17 protein-coding genes are annotated in these 13,495 nt (G+C 60.0%); 14 read left to right on the top strand and 3 right to left on the bottom strand.

Going from position 1 to position 13,495, the window contains the following annotated elements; genetic code table 11:
• Position 1: 1 nt before the first annotated feature.
• Positions 2–454, bottom strand: a complete 453-nt coding sequence (gene dut / locus MWU49_RS13020) for a dUTP diphosphatase (protein ID WP_246973111.1) — start codon at positions 452–454, stop codon at positions 2–4.
• A gap of 83 nt (positions 455–537) precedes the next feature.
• Complete coding sequence (coaBC, locus tag MWU49_RS13025) at positions 538–1,737, bottom strand: bifunctional phosphopantothenoylcysteine decarboxylase/phosphopantothenate--cysteine ligase CoaBC (protein WP_246973113.1); 1,200 nt, start codon at positions 1,735–1,737, stop codon at positions 538–540.
• A gap of 235 nt (positions 1,738–1,972) precedes the next feature.
• On the opposite strand from coaBC, the gene MWU49_RS13030 reads away from it, so the two are divergent.
• Complete coding sequence (locus tag MWU49_RS13030) at positions 1,973–2,323, top strand: four helix bundle protein (RefSeq protein WP_246973115.1); 351 nt, start codon at positions 1,973–1,975, stop codon at positions 2,321–2,323.
• Positions 2,324–2,431: 108 nt separating this feature from the next.
• Here the strand turns inward: MWU49_RS13030 and MWU49_RS13035 are convergent, their stop codons facing one another.
• Positions 2,432–3,223, bottom strand: coding sequence for a type IV pili methyl-accepting chemotaxis transducer N-terminal domain-containing protein (locus MWU49_RS13035; protein WP_246973118.1), 792 nt, complete (start codon positions 3,221–3,223; stop codon positions 2,432–2,434).
• 190 nt (positions 3,224–3,413) lie between these two features.
• Between MWU49_RS13035 and radC the strand changes: the two genes are divergently transcribed.
• The 13 genes from radC (at position 3,414) to MWU49_RS13100 (ending at position 13,490) form a co-directional block, all read left to right on the top strand.
• Positions 3,414–4,088, top strand: coding sequence for a DNA repair protein RadC (radC, locus tag MWU49_RS13040; RefSeq protein WP_246973119.1), 675 nt, complete (start codon positions 3,414–3,416; stop codon positions 4,086–4,088).
• 179 nt (positions 4,089–4,267) lie between these two features.
• Complete coding sequence (locus tag MWU49_RS13045; RefSeq protein WP_246973122.1) at positions 4,268–4,741, top strand: transposase; 474 nt, start codon at positions 4,268–4,270, stop codon at positions 4,739–4,741.
• Between the two features lie 256 nt (positions 4,742–4,997).
• Positions 4,998–5,234 carry a 50S ribosomal protein L28 gene (rpmB, locus tag MWU49_RS13050; protein WP_246973124.1) on the top strand — a complete coding sequence of 79 codons (237 nt, stop codon included), beginning with the start codon at positions 4,998–5,000 and terminating at the stop codon, positions 5,232–5,234.
• A 22-nt stretch (positions 5,235–5,256) separates the two neighbouring features.
• Positions 5,257–5,424: a 50S ribosomal protein L33 gene (rpmG, locus tag MWU49_RS13055; RefSeq protein WP_007151127.1), complete on the top strand. Its 168-nt coding sequence runs from the start codon at positions 5,257–5,259 to the stop codon at positions 5,422–5,424.
• 423 nt (positions 5,425–5,847) lie between these two features.
• Entirely contained in the window at positions 5,848–6,075 is a 228-nt protein-coding gene (locus MWU49_RS13060) for a hypothetical protein (RefSeq protein WP_246973126.1), read from the top strand.
• A gap of 26 nt (positions 6,076–6,101) precedes the next feature.
• Positions 6,102–6,554 (top strand): TadE family protein, encoded by a 453-nt coding sequence (locus MWU49_RS13065; RefSeq protein WP_246973128.1) that lies wholly within the window; start codon positions 6,102–6,104, stop codon positions 6,552–6,554.
• 69 nt (positions 6,555–6,623) lie between these two features.
• The gene (gene cpaB, locus MWU49_RS13070; RefSeq protein ID WP_246973131.1) at positions 6,624–7,463 is read left to right on the top strand and encodes a Flp pilus assembly protein CpaB; all 840 of its coding nucleotides are present in this window, start codon (positions 6,624–6,626) and stop codon (positions 7,461–7,463) included.
• Positions 7,453–8,604: a pilus assembly protein N-terminal domain-containing protein gene (locus MWU49_RS13075; RefSeq protein ID WP_246973135.1), complete on the top strand. Its 1,152-nt coding sequence runs from the start codon at positions 7,453–7,455 to the stop codon at positions 8,602–8,604. The genes cpaB and MWU49_RS13075 overlap by 11 nt, the downstream gene beginning before the upstream one ends.
• Before the next feature lie 4 nt (positions 8,605–8,608).
• Positions 8,609–9,802, top strand: coding sequence for a hypothetical protein (locus tag MWU49_RS13080; protein ID WP_246973138.1), 1,194 nt, complete (start codon positions 8,609–8,611; stop codon positions 9,800–9,802).
• Positions 9,803–9,841: 39 nt separating this feature from the next.
• Positions 9,842–11,002 carry a CpaF family protein gene (locus MWU49_RS13085; RefSeq protein WP_246973140.1) on the top strand — a complete coding sequence of 387 codons (1,161 nt, stop codon included), beginning with the start codon at positions 9,842–9,844 and terminating at the stop codon, positions 11,000–11,002.
• Entirely contained in the window at positions 10,999–11,919 is a 921-nt protein-coding gene (locus tag MWU49_RS13090; RefSeq protein WP_246973142.1) for a type II secretion system F family protein, read from the top strand. The genes MWU49_RS13085 and MWU49_RS13090 overlap by 4 nt, the downstream gene beginning before the upstream one ends.
• On the top strand, positions 11,912–12,784 hold the full coding sequence (locus tag MWU49_RS13095; protein WP_246973144.1) for a type II secretion system F family protein: 873 nt from the start codon (positions 11,912–11,914) through the stop codon (positions 12,782–12,784). The genes MWU49_RS13090 and MWU49_RS13095 overlap by 8 nt, the downstream gene beginning before the upstream one ends.
• Positions 12,785–12,812: 28 nt before the next feature.
• On the top strand, positions 12,813–13,490 hold the full coding sequence (locus MWU49_RS13100) for a tetratricopeptide repeat protein (protein ID WP_246973146.1): 678 nt from the start codon (positions 12,813–12,815) through the stop codon (positions 13,488–13,490).
• Positions 13,491–13,495: the final 5 nt, after the last annotated feature.

Here is a 13,495-nt window from a genome sequence, read left to right on the forward strand (position 1 = left end):
CTTATTGTCGGCCGCTATGCCCGAAGCCGCCGCTGCCGCGTTCGGTGCCGGTGAAATCTTCCACCTGTTCCAGCTGTACCTGCATCACCGGTACGATCACCAGCTGGGCAATGCGCTCACCCGGTTCGATAGTGAACGGTTGCTGGCCGCGATTCCAGCACGACACCATCAATTCGCCCTGGTAGTCGGAGTCAATCAGGCCCACCAGATTGCCGAGCACGATGCCATGTTTATGGCCCAGTCCTGAACGCGGCAGGATCATCCCGGCGTAGCCCGGGTCACTGATGTAGATGGCCATGCCGGTGGGCAGCAACTGGGTGTCGCCGGGCGCCAGTGTCAGCGGTTCCGTGACCATGGCACGCAGATCGAGCCCGGCGGAGCCATCGGTGGCGTAGTGGGGCAATGGAATGGTGTCCCCCAGACGGGGATCGAGAACGCGGTACTGCAGTTTCATTGTATTCCCTTCGGTCATGCATCACGCGGCACGCTTCACGCAACACGCGGCGTGGTGCATGAAGCGTGATGCGTGTTGCGTGGTCAGTCTTTATACCTTATCGCGATCAGTTCGATCAGCTGTTTGGCGATCTGGGTCTTGGAGGCCAGTGGCAGGACCTTGTGGCCGCCGGGCCAGATCACGGTGAGGGCGTTGTTGTCGCTGTTGAAGCCCACGTTGCTGCCGGACACGTCGTTGGTGGCGATCATGTCCAGCTTCTTGTTCACCAGTTTACCTTCCGCGTAGGCCATCACGTCCTGGGTTTCGGCGGCGAAGCCCACCGTGAACGGGCGCTTCTCGTGCTCGGCCACGGAGGCGACGATGTCCGGGTTTTTCACCAGGGTGAGGTGAATTTCCTCGGTGGATTTCTTGATCTTGTGGTCGGCGGTGACGGTGGGGCGGTAGTCCGCCACGGCGGCGGTGGCGATGAATACATCGCAGCCATCGGCCACCACATCCATGCAGGCTTCGAACATGTCCACGGCGCGGTTCACATCGATACGGGTGACGCGGTTGGGGGTGGGCAGGTTCACCGGTCCGGCGATCAGGGTCACGCGGGCGCCGGCTTCGGCGGCGGCTTCCGCCAGGGCAAAGCCCATTTTGCCGGAGCTCTTGTTGGTGATGTAGCGCACCGGGTCGATGGCCTCGCGGGTGGGGCCAGCGGTGATCACCACATGCTTGCCGGTGAGCAGTTCGTAATCGAACACATCGGCGGCCTGTTCGATGATCTCATGGGGTTCGAGCATGCGCCCGGCGCCCACGTCTCCGCAGGCCTGGCTGCCGGAGCCGGGTCCAAACACGTGCACGCCCTTTTCCTGCAGCATCAGCAGATTCTGTTGGGTGCTCTTGTCGGCCCACATCTGCTGGTTCATGGCTGGGGCGATGGCGATGGGGGCACCGGTGGCCAGGCACAGGGTGTTGAGTAGATCGTTGCCGTGGCCATGGGCCAGGCGGGCCATGAAGTTGGCGGAAGCGGGGGCAATCAGCACCAGGTCTGCCCAGCGGGCCAGCTCGATATGGCCCATGGCGGCTTCGGCGGCCGGGTCCAGCAGGGTGGTGTGCACCGGGTTACCGGACAGGGCCTGCATGGTCAGCGGGGTAATGAATTCACAGGCCCCCTGGGTCATGACCACCCGGACCTGAGCGCCGGCATCCTGCAATCGGCGAACCAGATCGGCCGCCTTGTAGGCAGCAATGCCGCCGGTGACCCCCAGCAGGATGCGTTTGTTGACCAGTCGTTGCATGCGAAAACCCTTCAATGGCTGACGGCAATCATGGCAAATGTCTTCTGCCGGCGCTGCCCCAGAACTGCTACTAATTTCAGGCGCATAGGGTAGCACTGTATGGGAGACGCTACACGCAACACGCAGCAGGCGGCACGCAGAACCCTCGTGGCGTTGTGGCTTGGGCGGAGAAATGGCGTTGTCGTGCGGTGAGATGCCGGTGGATGGAAAGACTTTTTACACGGAGGTTTTGAGAATGGGGCGACGTTATCAGGAGTTGAGAGTCTGGCAGGCGGCTATGGAGATGGCTGAGGCGGCGTATGCGCTGGTGGCTGGTTTTCCGGATTCGGAGCGGTTTGGGCTGGTGCAGCAGATGCAGCGCTCCGCCATGAGTGTGCCGTCGAACATTGCCGAAGGTTATGGGCGAGGTGGAGATGTGGAGTTTGGACGCTTCTTGAAGATTGCCAGAGGGTCATTGTTCGAACTGGAAACCCAGCTGATCGTCGCCGAACGGCTGGGTTATGGCTCCAGAAGTGTTCTGGAGCCCTTGATCGAAAAGGTCTTTGCGCTGCTCTCCGGCATGCTTCGCAAGCTCGAAGGCGCGTAGCGCCCTGGTCTTGGCGTGTTGCGTGCAGCGTGATGCCTGTTGCGGATCACTTGCAGGATGAGGCTTGAAAGCGTCGGGCATCAGGCCTCCGGCGTCTGGCGCGGAGCCTTAGCGACTAGCCGTTTGATTCTGCATCAAACGCTGATACTGCCCCGTAATCTCATCCATCTTGGCGAGGATGGAGTCGGTGGTGACGGAGATGACGGTGGGGACGTAGCGGCCGCTGTCTTCCAGTTTGAAGCCGGTGCGGGAGAAGTCCCACTGGTTGCGTACCCGTTGCAGTGCCTCGTGCAGGTCACGGGTGTTGCTGGGGTAGCTTTCCAGTTCGCTCAGGGAGTCATCAAACAGGGCGATGGCCTGTTCGTACTCCTCGTTGAGGCCGTCGGCGCGAACTTTCCAGGCGCGGGCCACGTAAATCTTGGCGATCTTCTGGGACAGCATGCGCTGCCGGCCGGACAGGTTGACCAGGCGGGCGCTGTCGATGCCGGAGTATTTCTCGATGGCCTTGACCACGTCGTCGCAGGCCTTGAGCAGGGTCAGGTTGTCTTTCATCAGGGTGCTGGTGCCGGTTTTGCTGGGCTCGCTGATGATGCGCAGTCGGTGGGGTAGCCACAGGGCTTCCACGGTATCGAGCTGGCGGGAAATGGTGTCGCTGGGGCTGTAGTCGCGCAGCTCCAGCAGCTGTTCCTCGAATAGGGCCACGGCCTCGTCCAGCTGGCGCTGGGCCTTGTCGGCCTGGATGCCGGCGCCGATGAGCAGGTAGTTCTTCATCATGCGCTGAGTGAGCATGCGCTGGCGGCCGGAAATGTTGACCGCCTCGGCGTCTTCCATGGCGAGGCTAGGCAAAGGGATCATCAGGCCGGTAATCAGGGTGGCAATCAAAAATAGTTGGCGTGTCATTTTTTTGTCCGGGTGTGGCTGTGGTGAGTGCGTTCGCTGAGCAGGGAGCAAGGAGCGGGCCAGCATGACTGGCCAATAAAAACAGTCAGTTACGAGTGGTGTCTGGGTAAGGGTGTTCCGATATGGCGCTTTTTTCATGCTCGCCGCTGGTGCGGTGATCCGTTAATGAACAAAAAAGGACTGGGATGTCATGGCGATTACAGACTGGCCGGTGGATGAACGACCACGGGAAAAGCTGCTCGCACGGGGCGCAGAAGCGCTTAGCGATGCAGAGCTGTTGGCGATCTTTCTGCGTACCGGTCAGCAAGGATTGACGGCGGTGGATCTGGCCCGGCAGCAGCTGGCCGAAGGTGGTGGTTTGCGCGCCATGCTGGATTGCAGCCCGGAGGCCATGGCGCGGCTGCCCGGCATGGGTAGTGCCCGGCGGGCCTTGTTGCTGGCGGCGCTAGAGCTGGGGCGCCGCTATCTGGCTGAACCGCTGCAGCGGGGATTGCCGCTGGATAATCCGGACAAGGCGGGCCAGCTGCTCACGGCTCGGCTGCGTGGATTGCCCTATGAGGTGTTTGCCTGCCTGTTTCTGGATAACAAGCACCGCCTGATTGCCTATGAGCAACTTTTCCAGGGCACCATTGATGCAGCGGCGGTCTATCCCCGCGAAGTGTTGCGGCGGGCCATGGACCACAACGCTGCCGCGGTGATCCTGGCCCATAACCATCCCTCCGGTGTCGCCGAGCCCAGCCCGTCGGACCACGCGATCACCCGGCGGCTGGTAGAGGCGCTGGGGTTGGTGGATATCCGGGTGCTGGATCACCTGGTAATTGGTGACGGTGGCTGGGTGTCGCTGGCAGCGCGGGGAGCGGTGTAGCCAGGTGTTTTGCGGCGGAGATCGGCCTTCGCCGATTTCCGCCCTACGAAAAGTTCTGCGGCCCGCAGGTTGGAGATTATTTGCCGTGTTCCCCCTTAAGAGCCAGCCTGCGGCTGTTCTGTGCTTCGCTGGTCGGCGAAGGCCGATCTCCGCCATGGAAGGTTATTCAGGAGGCAAGGATGCCGAATTATCGCAGGAACTATGTGCCTGGTGGGTGCTATTTCTTTACCGTCAATCTGCATGATCGAGGTCAAGATCTTCTGACCCGGTATTGGACCGATTTGCGGCAGGCAATCCGTATGGTGCGATCAGAGCGCCCTTTCCGGCTGGATGCGCTGGTGGTGCTGCCGGATCATTTGCATGCAGTCTGGAGCTTGCCGGAGGGTGAGGCGGATTTTTCGAGTCGCTGGCGGGCCATCAAGAGCCGTTTCAGCAAGTCTCTGGCCTTGGATGGGCCTGTCTGGCAGCGCCGTTTCTGGGAGCATACGTTGAAGGATGAGGCCAGTTATCGGAGTCATGTGGATTATGTGCATTTGAATCCGGTTAAGCATGGGCTGGTGACCAAGGCGAAGGATTGGCCGTATTCCACGTTCCATCGGCATGTGGAGAACGGGGTTTATTCGCTGGATTGGATGGGAGAGGTTGGCAAATAATGGTGGAGATGGCCTGCCGGCCATTTCCCCCCTACGGTGCTGTGCTGAATTTCTGCCCTGGGGGAGTTTGTTGTGTAGGGTGGAAATGGCCGGTAGGCCATCTCCACCATTTTGGGGTCGCCGCTAACCCCTTGAATGTTCGTGGGTGGGGGAAGGAATTCAAGATTGTGCTTGAATCTTGACCGCCACATTGGTATAAAACGCGCCTTTTCCGGGGCTCTACCGTCCCCCGCAAGAAGATTTACGGAGCAAGACAATGTCCAAAGTTTGCCAGGTGACCGGTAAGCGCCCTGTAACGGGCAACAATATTTCGCATTCGCACATCAAGACCAAGCGTCGTTTTGAGCCGAATCTGCACCACCACCGTTTCTGGGTTGAGTCCGAGAAGCGTTTTGTTCGCCTGCGCGTAAGCTCCAAGGGCATGCGCATTATCGACAAGAAGGGTATCGACAGCGTGCTGGCTGATATCCGTTCCCGCGGCGAACGCGTTTAAGACTGAATTAAGGAGCTAACCCATGGCTGGTCCGATTCGTGAAAAGATCCGTCTGGTGTCCTCTGCTGGCACTGGTCACTTCTACACCACGACCAAGAACAAGCGTCTCCATCCTGAAAAGATGGAAACCAAGAAGTACGATCCGGTTGTGCGCAAGCACGTTGCCTACAAGGAAGCCAAGATCAAGTAACGCTTGATCAGTTGCTGCCTGGCAATACGGACAGAAAAAACCCGGCTTGGCCGGGTTTTTTTGTGTCTGGTGAAAAGTGCGCCATAAAAGTGGTACACACGTACAAAAAATAACTTGAGTTCACGTTTTTTAGGTGTGAATGTGGTTCGTGAATTACTTGCATAACACTTTTGTCTGCGCCTGTCTCTGTGGTCATTATCACAAAAATGCATAGCCTACCGCCTGTCGTTGTTATAAGGCCGATGGGCTTCTGTTGCAGCGTATTAGTGGTACGAGGGTGTTAGCGTTTACGGTGTGGGAAAGTCAGGTAACAGAATGCATACGCAGCGTTTGTTGAGCCACTTTCCAAGGATGCCTAGCATATAAAAACGGCTTCATATGCGGATTTTGCTCTGCATACAAGGACGTCAATGGAGACTAACAATGAGTAGCATGTCCCGGATTTATTATTCCCTGTTGGCCCGCTTGTTTACCCGCATGCCGGGTCGTGCCCGTGGCCAACGCGGAGCCAGTGCACTGGAGTATATCGTGCTGGCGGCGGCCCTGATCATCATCATCGGGGTGCTGGCAACTAACACCACGGTGCAGGATACCCTGACAGGCGCCTTTGAAGGCCTGTTCGAGGATGCCGCCGCGGGCGGTGGCGGCTGAGAGCCGAGCAGGCTGGAAGTTTCCTCGTGAAAGGTCGTCACCTGCAATTCGGGGCTGTAGCGCTCGAATTCATCATGCTGTTTCCGTTCGTGGTTGCCATGTTGTATGGCGCAGCGGTGTACGGCCTTACCTTTTTTGCTCAATACCGGATGCAGAATGCGGTGGACACGGCCGTCGCCACGGCCCTGTATCTGGATCGTTCTGCCTTTGAGAGTGAGGCCCTGTCCGCCGCGGTGACCCAGCGCGCCAATACGGCCCTGGCTGGGTTGGTGGCGCAACTGCCGCAAAGCCTGCGCAATCTCAATACGGATTCCGCTTGCGCCCTGGAAACGGTGGGGGGCATCGAAATGCTCCGTTGTGAGCTGATTTACGCCAATTATGCTGCGAATCCCATTGCGCCAGCGCTGGATTTCGGCATGCTGGGGTCATTCCCTCCTTTGCCTGCGCAGCTGGATGTGGATGCCCGAGCCGCTTTCTAAGCGGTCGGAGCTGCGGAGAGCCGCGGCCACAAAACAAAACAGAACAGACACGGATGTTCCGGAGAGAACATGGGATCGAGACTGCTGTACATGCTGCCGGCTCTGGTGGTGGCATTGGTTGCCCTGATACTGGCGGTGGTGGGGTTGAGCCGTAACCCGGCCTCGTCTCTGGCGGTGGCGCCGGAGGAGAGGAGTCGTGCCGGCGAGGAGCAGCAGGCCCCGGCATTCCGCTATTGGGTAGTCACCGAAAGTCTGAATATCGGCGATGAGCTCACAGATGATTCCCTGGCGGTGGTCTCTTCGCCAGCCCCCATTGCCAATGTGCTGACTGCGGATAAAGACGTGGTCGGCAAGCCTTTGCGTCAGTTTGCCCGTCCGGGCGAGCTGCTTTCCCGCAATCATCTGGAACCCGGTGGCACTCTGCCTGGCACTTTGCCGTCGGGGTATCGTGCGTTGGCTGTGGCGGTGGACGATGTGGTCATGGCCGGCGGCCTGGTCACGCCGGGGGATCTGGTGGATGTGGTGGTGGCCTTTCGCAAGGGTGATGGCGAGCGGGACAACCCGGCAGCCATGGTGTTGCTCAGCAATGTGCAGGTGCTGGCGGTGAAGGGTGCGATGGCAGAGGCGCAGTCCGATCAGGGGCGCGAGCAGCAGCGCCGCAACAATACCGTGGTGTTGGCCGTGCCCGGCGACAAGATGGCGGCGGTGTTGCTGGCGGAAGAAGAAGGTGCCCTGCGGCTGGCAGTTGTCGCCAGTGAAGACAAGAGCAAGACGGTGGGTACTCAGGGCAAGCCGGTGTATTACCGCGACCTGTTCCCGGGCAAGGCGGCGCCAGTGCGCAGGGCCACGCCGGGACAAAGGGTGGAAGTTTACGAAGGATCGGATTCAAGGAGCACCTATGTACGTTAGGAGAATCGCTCTCATGGTGCTGGCGCTTGTCTGGTTGGCACCGGCCCAGGCAGAAGACTTGCCGGGCTCCATGCGGGTGGCACCCGGTGACCAGAAGGTACTCACGTTCCCGTCGCCGGTGGCCAAGGTGGCCACCTCGGATCCGGAGGTGGCGGCACTGACGGTGACGGGAGGCCAGGAGCTGTTGCTGACGGCCAAGGCTGAGGGGTCGGCGGTGCTGTCGATCTGGTTGCGTGGTGACAACAAGCCGCTGCGCAGCACCGTGGTGGTGGCGACTACCCTGGGTTCGTCATTGCCTTTCGGCACCCAGGTGCAGACTGATATCCGGGTGCTGGAAGTGAGCCGTGCCGAGCTGAATCAGCTGGGGATGAGTTACAGCAATGTCTGGGATGGCGGTAACACTGGCGCCGGGATCGCCACGCCGAGTACCGGGTTTCAGATGCCTGGCGGTATTCCTTCCCCGTTAGGTAATGAGGGCTTCAACCTGTTCCGGTTTGGCTCCAACTCGGTGCTGGCCATCAATGCCCTGGAGGCAGGTGGTTTTGCCTACACCCTGGCCGAGCCTTCCCTGACCAGCCTGTCCGGGCAGAGCGCCAGCTTCCTGTCCGGCGGCGAGTTTCCCATTCCCACCCGCAGCACCACCGATGGTGTACAGATCGAATTCAAGGAATTCGGTATCGGCCTGAGTCTGACGCCGACGGTGATCGATGAAAGCCAGATCATTCTCAAGGTGGCGCCGGAAGTATCGGAGCTGGACTTCTCGGCCGGGGTGGAAACCGGAGGGGTGGCGGTACCTGGTCTGCGCGTGCGCCGTGCAGAGACCACCGTGTCCCTGGCGCCGGGAGAGACATTCATTATCAGCGGCCTGGTAAGCCGCAATACGGTGAGCAACAGTGATCGTCTGCCGGGGATCGGCAACCTGCCGATTCTGGGGGCCTTCTTCCGCTCTTCCCGTATCGAGAAGAACGACAAGGAACTGGTGATGGTGGTGACGCCACATCTGGTGACCCCACAGAAGCCTTCCGAGATGCCGGCTACCCTGCCGGGAGCCGGTTACCACAACAGCAGCATGGGCTGGCTGGACATGGCTACTCAGGTGCGCCGCGGTTCCCAACCCATTCGCCACGGCCTGAGCTGGTGACCCCATGAGTGATCACGACATTGTCCTCTCCGTCGTCGACGACAGTGGCCTGGAAGCCTGGCTGGAACGGGTGGTGGAAGAACCGTTTCGGCTTGAGCAGGTCAGCCGCACGGATCTGACCCGGGTGCTGCGGTTGCTGGAGGCCACCACCGCCCACGTGGTGATGGTGGAAATCTCCGATGCGGATCTGGATCAGTCGCTGGCCATCATTACTGCGCTGACCAGTGCCCGCCCCTGGGTGACGGTGATCACGGTGTGTGCCCGTGCCAATCAGGAGCTGTTGTTGCAGTCAATGCGGGCTGGTGCCCGGGACTGTTTTGTGGCCGGTAGTGATGCCGGTGATGTGCGCGAACGGCTGCGCCGTCATCAGTTGATGCGGGTGGGGCATTACGATGACCGTATTCAGTCTGCCACCAATAATCTGGTGCTGGTGGCCTCGGCCAGTCCTACCGTGGATACCCGTTTCCTGACCCAGAACGTGGCGTTGGGAATCAATCAGCTGTTCCCCCATGAGCGTACCCTGGCCATCGATACCCAGCCTTCAGAGCGCGGTATTTTCTATCTGGATGTGCACAACGAGTACACCCTGGAAAACCTGCTGGCGAGCCCGGAAACCCTGGATGACACCCTGATCGGCACGGCCCTGGAAGAGTATCGTCCGGGACTGCGGTTGCTGGCCGGGGGTATCAATCGCGAGGACATGGAAGGGGATCGCAGCGCGGACCTGTTCATTGCCCTCAATCATCTGATGCAGATGTTCGATCGCATCATCATCAATGTGGGCACCATGCAGCGTCGCCACTGGGTGCGGGCGCTGGGGATCCACGCCCGGCATCTGTTGATTGGTATGCACCCGCTGGTGGATCAGGCCCATGCGGTACGCACCCTGGGCAACGAATGGCGCGCCCATCTGGGGCGCGACAGCAAGGTGAGCCTGGTGGTGGATGGTGCCGACAGCCGGGTGCCGCCCGCGGTGGATGAGCTGGCGGAAACCGCCGGTGCCGAGGTGATCGGACAATTACCGATGGACTGGCAGCATCGTCTGCTGGCCATGAATGCTGGTTTGCCGATTCAGGAGCAGAGCCCGCGCTGCCATTACAGCCGTGCGGCCCAGCGACTGGTGAATCAGCTGGAAATGCAGCCTGAAGGTACCCAGAACACAGAAAGCTGGTGGCAACGGATTCGCAGCCAGGGCTAGGGCCCGCAGCCCTGATACTGTACTAACCAGGAGTAGAAAGTGGCAGGACGCATTGACGCGGAATACCAACAGCTCAAGGACCGTGCCCATCGCTGGGTGGTCGAGCGGCTGGATGAGGAAGGCATTGAAGTCAGCAATGCCAACCGCGAACTGTTGTCTGAATTTATCCGTAATGCGGTCAACCAGCATATCGCCCTGAACCGGGTGCCACTGTCTACCCAGGATCTCAACCAGCTGGCCAAAGACACTCTCGACGAGGTGCTGGGTTTCGGCCCGCTGGAGCCGCTGCTGGCGGATCCGCGCATCAACGATATTCTGGTGAATGGGCCCGATAATGTCTTCATTGAGGTGGCCGGTGTATTGCAGAAGGCCCAGGTGCGCTTTATCAACGACGATCATGTGATCCGGGTGATCCGTCGCATGCTGGCACCGTTGGGCCGGCGACTGGATGAGGCCAGCCCGATGGTGGATGCCCGCCTGCCGGATGGTTCCCGGGTCAACGCCATCATCCCGCCACTGGCCCTGAACGGGCCAAGTATCAGTATTCGGAAATTTACCCGTAACCATCTCAGCGCTGATGAGATGATCCGCAGCGGCTCCCTTACCCAGGCTTGCCTGGATACGCTGATTACGGCGGTGGAGACCCGTCGCAATATCATCATCAGTGGTGGTACCGGCACCGGTAAAACCACCATGCTGAATCTGATCAGCCAGTACATTCCCCGTGAGGAGCGGATTCTCACCATCGAGGATTCCGCCGAGCTGGTGCTCAATCATCCCCATGTGGTGTCTCTGGAAACCCGCCCGGCCAATACCGAAGGCAAGGGCCAGGTGACGGCGCGGGAACTGGTGATCAACTCCCTGCGCATGCGCCCGGACCGGGTGATTCTTGGTGAAGTGCGTTCCAATGAAATCATCGAGCTGTTGCAGGCCATGAACACCGGCCATGAAGGCTCCATGAGCACCATCCACGCCAACAGCACAAAAGATGCCTTGGTGCGCATCGAAACCCTGCTGGCGGTGAGCGGTTATGAGGCCAGTGAGAAGGCCATTGGCAGGCTGATCGGCTCGGCCCTGGATGTGATTATTCAGCTGGAGCGACTGCCGGACGGTCGACGTCGGGTCAGTGAGGTGGTGGCACTGTCGCCCACCGATGATGAGCAATACAACCTGGATTACCTGTACCGGAGTGAGGCATGAGCGCCGTAGCGCTGCTCGGCATGGCCCAGACTCTGGGCATCATTGCGCTTGTGACAGTGCTGGTGCAGGTGTGGTGGTTCCGGCGCCGCGAAAAGGTGCTGCTGAATGATCGGGTACGTCAGCGCTTGCAGCTGCGTACGGATGTGGCCATTGAGCCAACCCAGTCACGGGTAGCCGGTAGTGCCCTTGAACGGGTGCTGCTGCGGGCAGACATTCGCCTGTCTCGTCCCCAGCTGGCCTTGCTGGGCATGCTGACGTTTATCCTGGTGGCATTGGTGCTGGCCAGCAGCGGTCTGATTCCCGCTGTGGTGGTGATGCTACTGATTCTGGCCAGTGCCTGGTTGTACTGGCGGTTCCGGTTTCAGCAGCAGCGTCGCACCATCTTCGAATCCTTGCCGGGGCTGATGGATTCCACCCTTCGTTATATGGATGCCGGCCGGTCGCTTGAAGCGTCCTTGCTGGAGTCCTTCAAGGATGCGCCTGGTGTCTTCACCCCGCTGACCTTTCGCCTGCGTAGCGCTATCGAGGCGGGCCGTGATTACACCGGTTTGTTTGATGATTTTTCCCGGCTCTACAAGGTACCGTCGTTGGTGATGGTGTCCATCGCCCTGCGTACCTCCAGTCGCTTCGGTTCATCGGTGCGGCCGGTACTGCAGCAGGTGGCGAGCTCGCTGCGCTCCCAGCAGGAACTGCGCCGGGAGTTCATGGCATCCACCGCAGAAACCCGCTTCACCGCCGGTGCCTTTACCCTGCTGCCGTTGGGGATGGCCGCCTACATGATGCTGATCAACGAGAAGTACGCTGAGGTGCTGCTGCAAACCGATACCGGGCACACCATGCTGATCATTGCCGGCATCCTGCAGGGCATGGGTGTCATCGTTATCTGGCGCATGGTGCAGGGGGTGGGCCGTGAATAATGTCTGGCTGATCCTGTCACTGATTCTGGCGGTGCTTTCCGTATGGTTGCTGTTCCGAGCCCGCCACTGGGAAATGCAGGCCCGCGTCAGTCAACGGCTCAATGATGCAGGCAATCGCAATGTTGACGGTGACGGCGGGCGTTTCTGGTTGTGGCGGATGTCTGCGGCGCTGACCGAATCTTCCATCGCCGCCAGCGACTATCAGGAAATTCGCCAGGCCATGGCAGGGATGGGCAAGAGCCGTGAGCAGTCCCAGGTGATCTACCTGCTTGCCTGCTGGATGTTGCCGGCGCTGGTGGCGCTGGTGGGCTTTCTGTTTTTTGGTGCCATTGGTGGCGTGTTGCTGTCGGTGGCCGGTTTTATCCTGCCGCGCCGAACTATCCGCAGCATGGGTGCCAATGCGGAGATGCGCCAGAATCTGGAGGCGGTGGAGTTGTGTCACATGACTCGCATGCTGATGGAGGCGGGGCTGTCGCTGGAGCGGGTGATGCGCATTATTGGGGTGCAGGGGCGGCCGTTGCTGCCGGTGCTGATCCCGCGCATCGATCGCTTCAATCGCTTGATGCAATCCGGCGCAGAACGCAGTCAGGCGCTGGACGAATTGGGTGAAAACAAGCGCATCCCGGTATTGCGTAGCTATGTGGTACTGATGAAGCAAAGCAGCTTGCTGGGTTCTGGTGTGTCTACCAGCCTGGACCAGATTATCGAAGAAGCGCAGAACGTGGAGCGCAACCGGATCCGCGAGGAAACCAACCGGATCGGCGCCAAGATGACAGTAGTGATGATGGCATTCATGCTACCGGCGCTATTTATTCTGATTGGCGGGCCGGCGGTGATTTCCATCGCTGATGCGCTGGCGCGTTAACCGCAAGGCACGGGAAAGGATGAGAGTGATGGCAATGCGAGGCTGGGTATGGATGGCGGTGGTGATGTTGGCGGGCTGTGCCAGTCAGCCAGTGGCCAGCGGCCCCGACGGAACCCTGGATACCAGTGATATTGCCTGTAATGAGGCAGTGCAGCCGGAGCAGCGGGTGGATCTGGAAATGATCGATACGCTAATGGCAAAGGGGCGTAACTACGCGGCGCTGGCACGGCTGGAAAGCCAGGCCATGGACGGCATTGATTACTGGCTGCGCTATGGCCAGTTGCTGGCTTCCACCGGCAAGCTGGATGGGGCAGAGCAGGTCTTCCGCGACATGGTAGCCCAGTGTGAGGACGGTCGTAGCCGTCATGGTCTGGGTATGGTGTTGCTCAAGCGCAATCAGGTGAGCGCGGCGCTGTCGCATCTGGAAACTGCACGCAGCCTGGCTCCCGCCTCACCCCAGGTACGCAATGATTATGGTTATGCCCTGCTGCTGGTAGGGCGTTATCAGGACGCTGCCTTCGAGTTGCGAACAGCGCTGGAGCTGGCCAATGGCCAGGGACCGGTTCGTCAGAATGTGGCCGTGGCCTATCTGCTGACAGATGACCAGGCGGGGCTGGAAGCGTTGAAATCGGATTATGGCTTCTCTGACGAAGAGCTGGAATATGCCCGGGCGCTGCAGCAGCAGTTTGCCAAGGTGGGGCAATAGGGAGC

The organism is Alcanivorax sp. S6407, from assembly GCF_023016115.1.
Taxonomy (GTDB): domain Bacteria; phylum Pseudomonadota; class Gammaproteobacteria; order Pseudomonadales; family Alcanivoracaceae; genus Alcanivorax.

Excerpts from the sequence above, each read along its gene's own strand:
- dut (WP_246973111.1), bottom strand. The coding sequence starts at position 454 with ATGAAACTGCAGTACCGCGTTCTCGATCCCCGTCTGGGGGACACCATT.
- coaBC (WP_246973113.1), bottom strand. The coding sequence starts at position 1,737 with ATGCAACGACTGGTCAACAAACGCATCCTGCTGGGGGTCACCGGCGGC.
- MWU49_RS13030 (WP_246973115.1), top strand. The coding sequence starts at position 1,973 with ATGGGGCGACGTTATCAGGAGTTGAGAGTCTGGCAGGCGGCTATGGAG.
- MWU49_RS13035 (WP_246973118.1), bottom strand. The coding sequence starts at position 3,223 with ATGACACGCCAACTATTTTTGATTGCCACCCTGATTACCGGCCTGATG.
- radC (WP_246973119.1), top strand. The coding sequence starts at position 3,414 with ATGGCGATTACAGACTGGCCGGTGGATGAACGACCACGGGAAAAGCTG.
- MWU49_RS13045 (WP_246973122.1), top strand. The coding sequence starts at position 4,268 with ATGCCGAATTATCGCAGGAACTATGTGCCTGGTGGGTGCTATTTCTTT.
- rpmB (WP_246973124.1), top strand. The coding sequence starts at position 4,998 with ATGTCCAAAGTTTGCCAGGTGACCGGTAAGCGCCCTGTAACGGGCAAC.
- rpmG (WP_007151127.1), top strand. The coding sequence starts at position 5,257 with ATGGCTGGTCCGATTCGTGAAAAGATCCGTCTGGTGTCCTCTGCTGGC.
- MWU49_RS13060 (WP_246973126.1), top strand. The coding sequence starts at position 5,848 with ATGAGTAGCATGTCCCGGATTTATTATTCCCTGTTGGCCCGCTTGTTT.
- cpaB (WP_246973131.1), top strand. The coding sequence starts at position 6,624 with ATGGGATCGAGACTGCTGTACATGCTGCCGGCTCTGGTGGTGGCATTG.
- MWU49_RS13075 (WP_246973135.1), top strand. The coding sequence starts at position 7,453 with ATGTACGTTAGGAGAATCGCTCTCATGGTGCTGGCGCTTGTCTGGTTG.
- MWU49_RS13080 (WP_246973138.1), top strand. The coding sequence starts at position 8,609 with ATGAGTGATCACGACATTGTCCTCTCCGTCGTCGACGACAGTGGCCTG.
- MWU49_RS13090 (WP_246973142.1), top strand. The coding sequence starts at position 10,999 with ATGAGCGCCGTAGCGCTGCTCGGCATGGCCCAGACTCTGGGCATCATT.
- MWU49_RS13100 (WP_246973146.1), top strand. The coding sequence starts at position 12,813 with ATGGCAATGCGAGGCTGGGTATGGATGGCGGTGGTGATGTTGGCGGGC.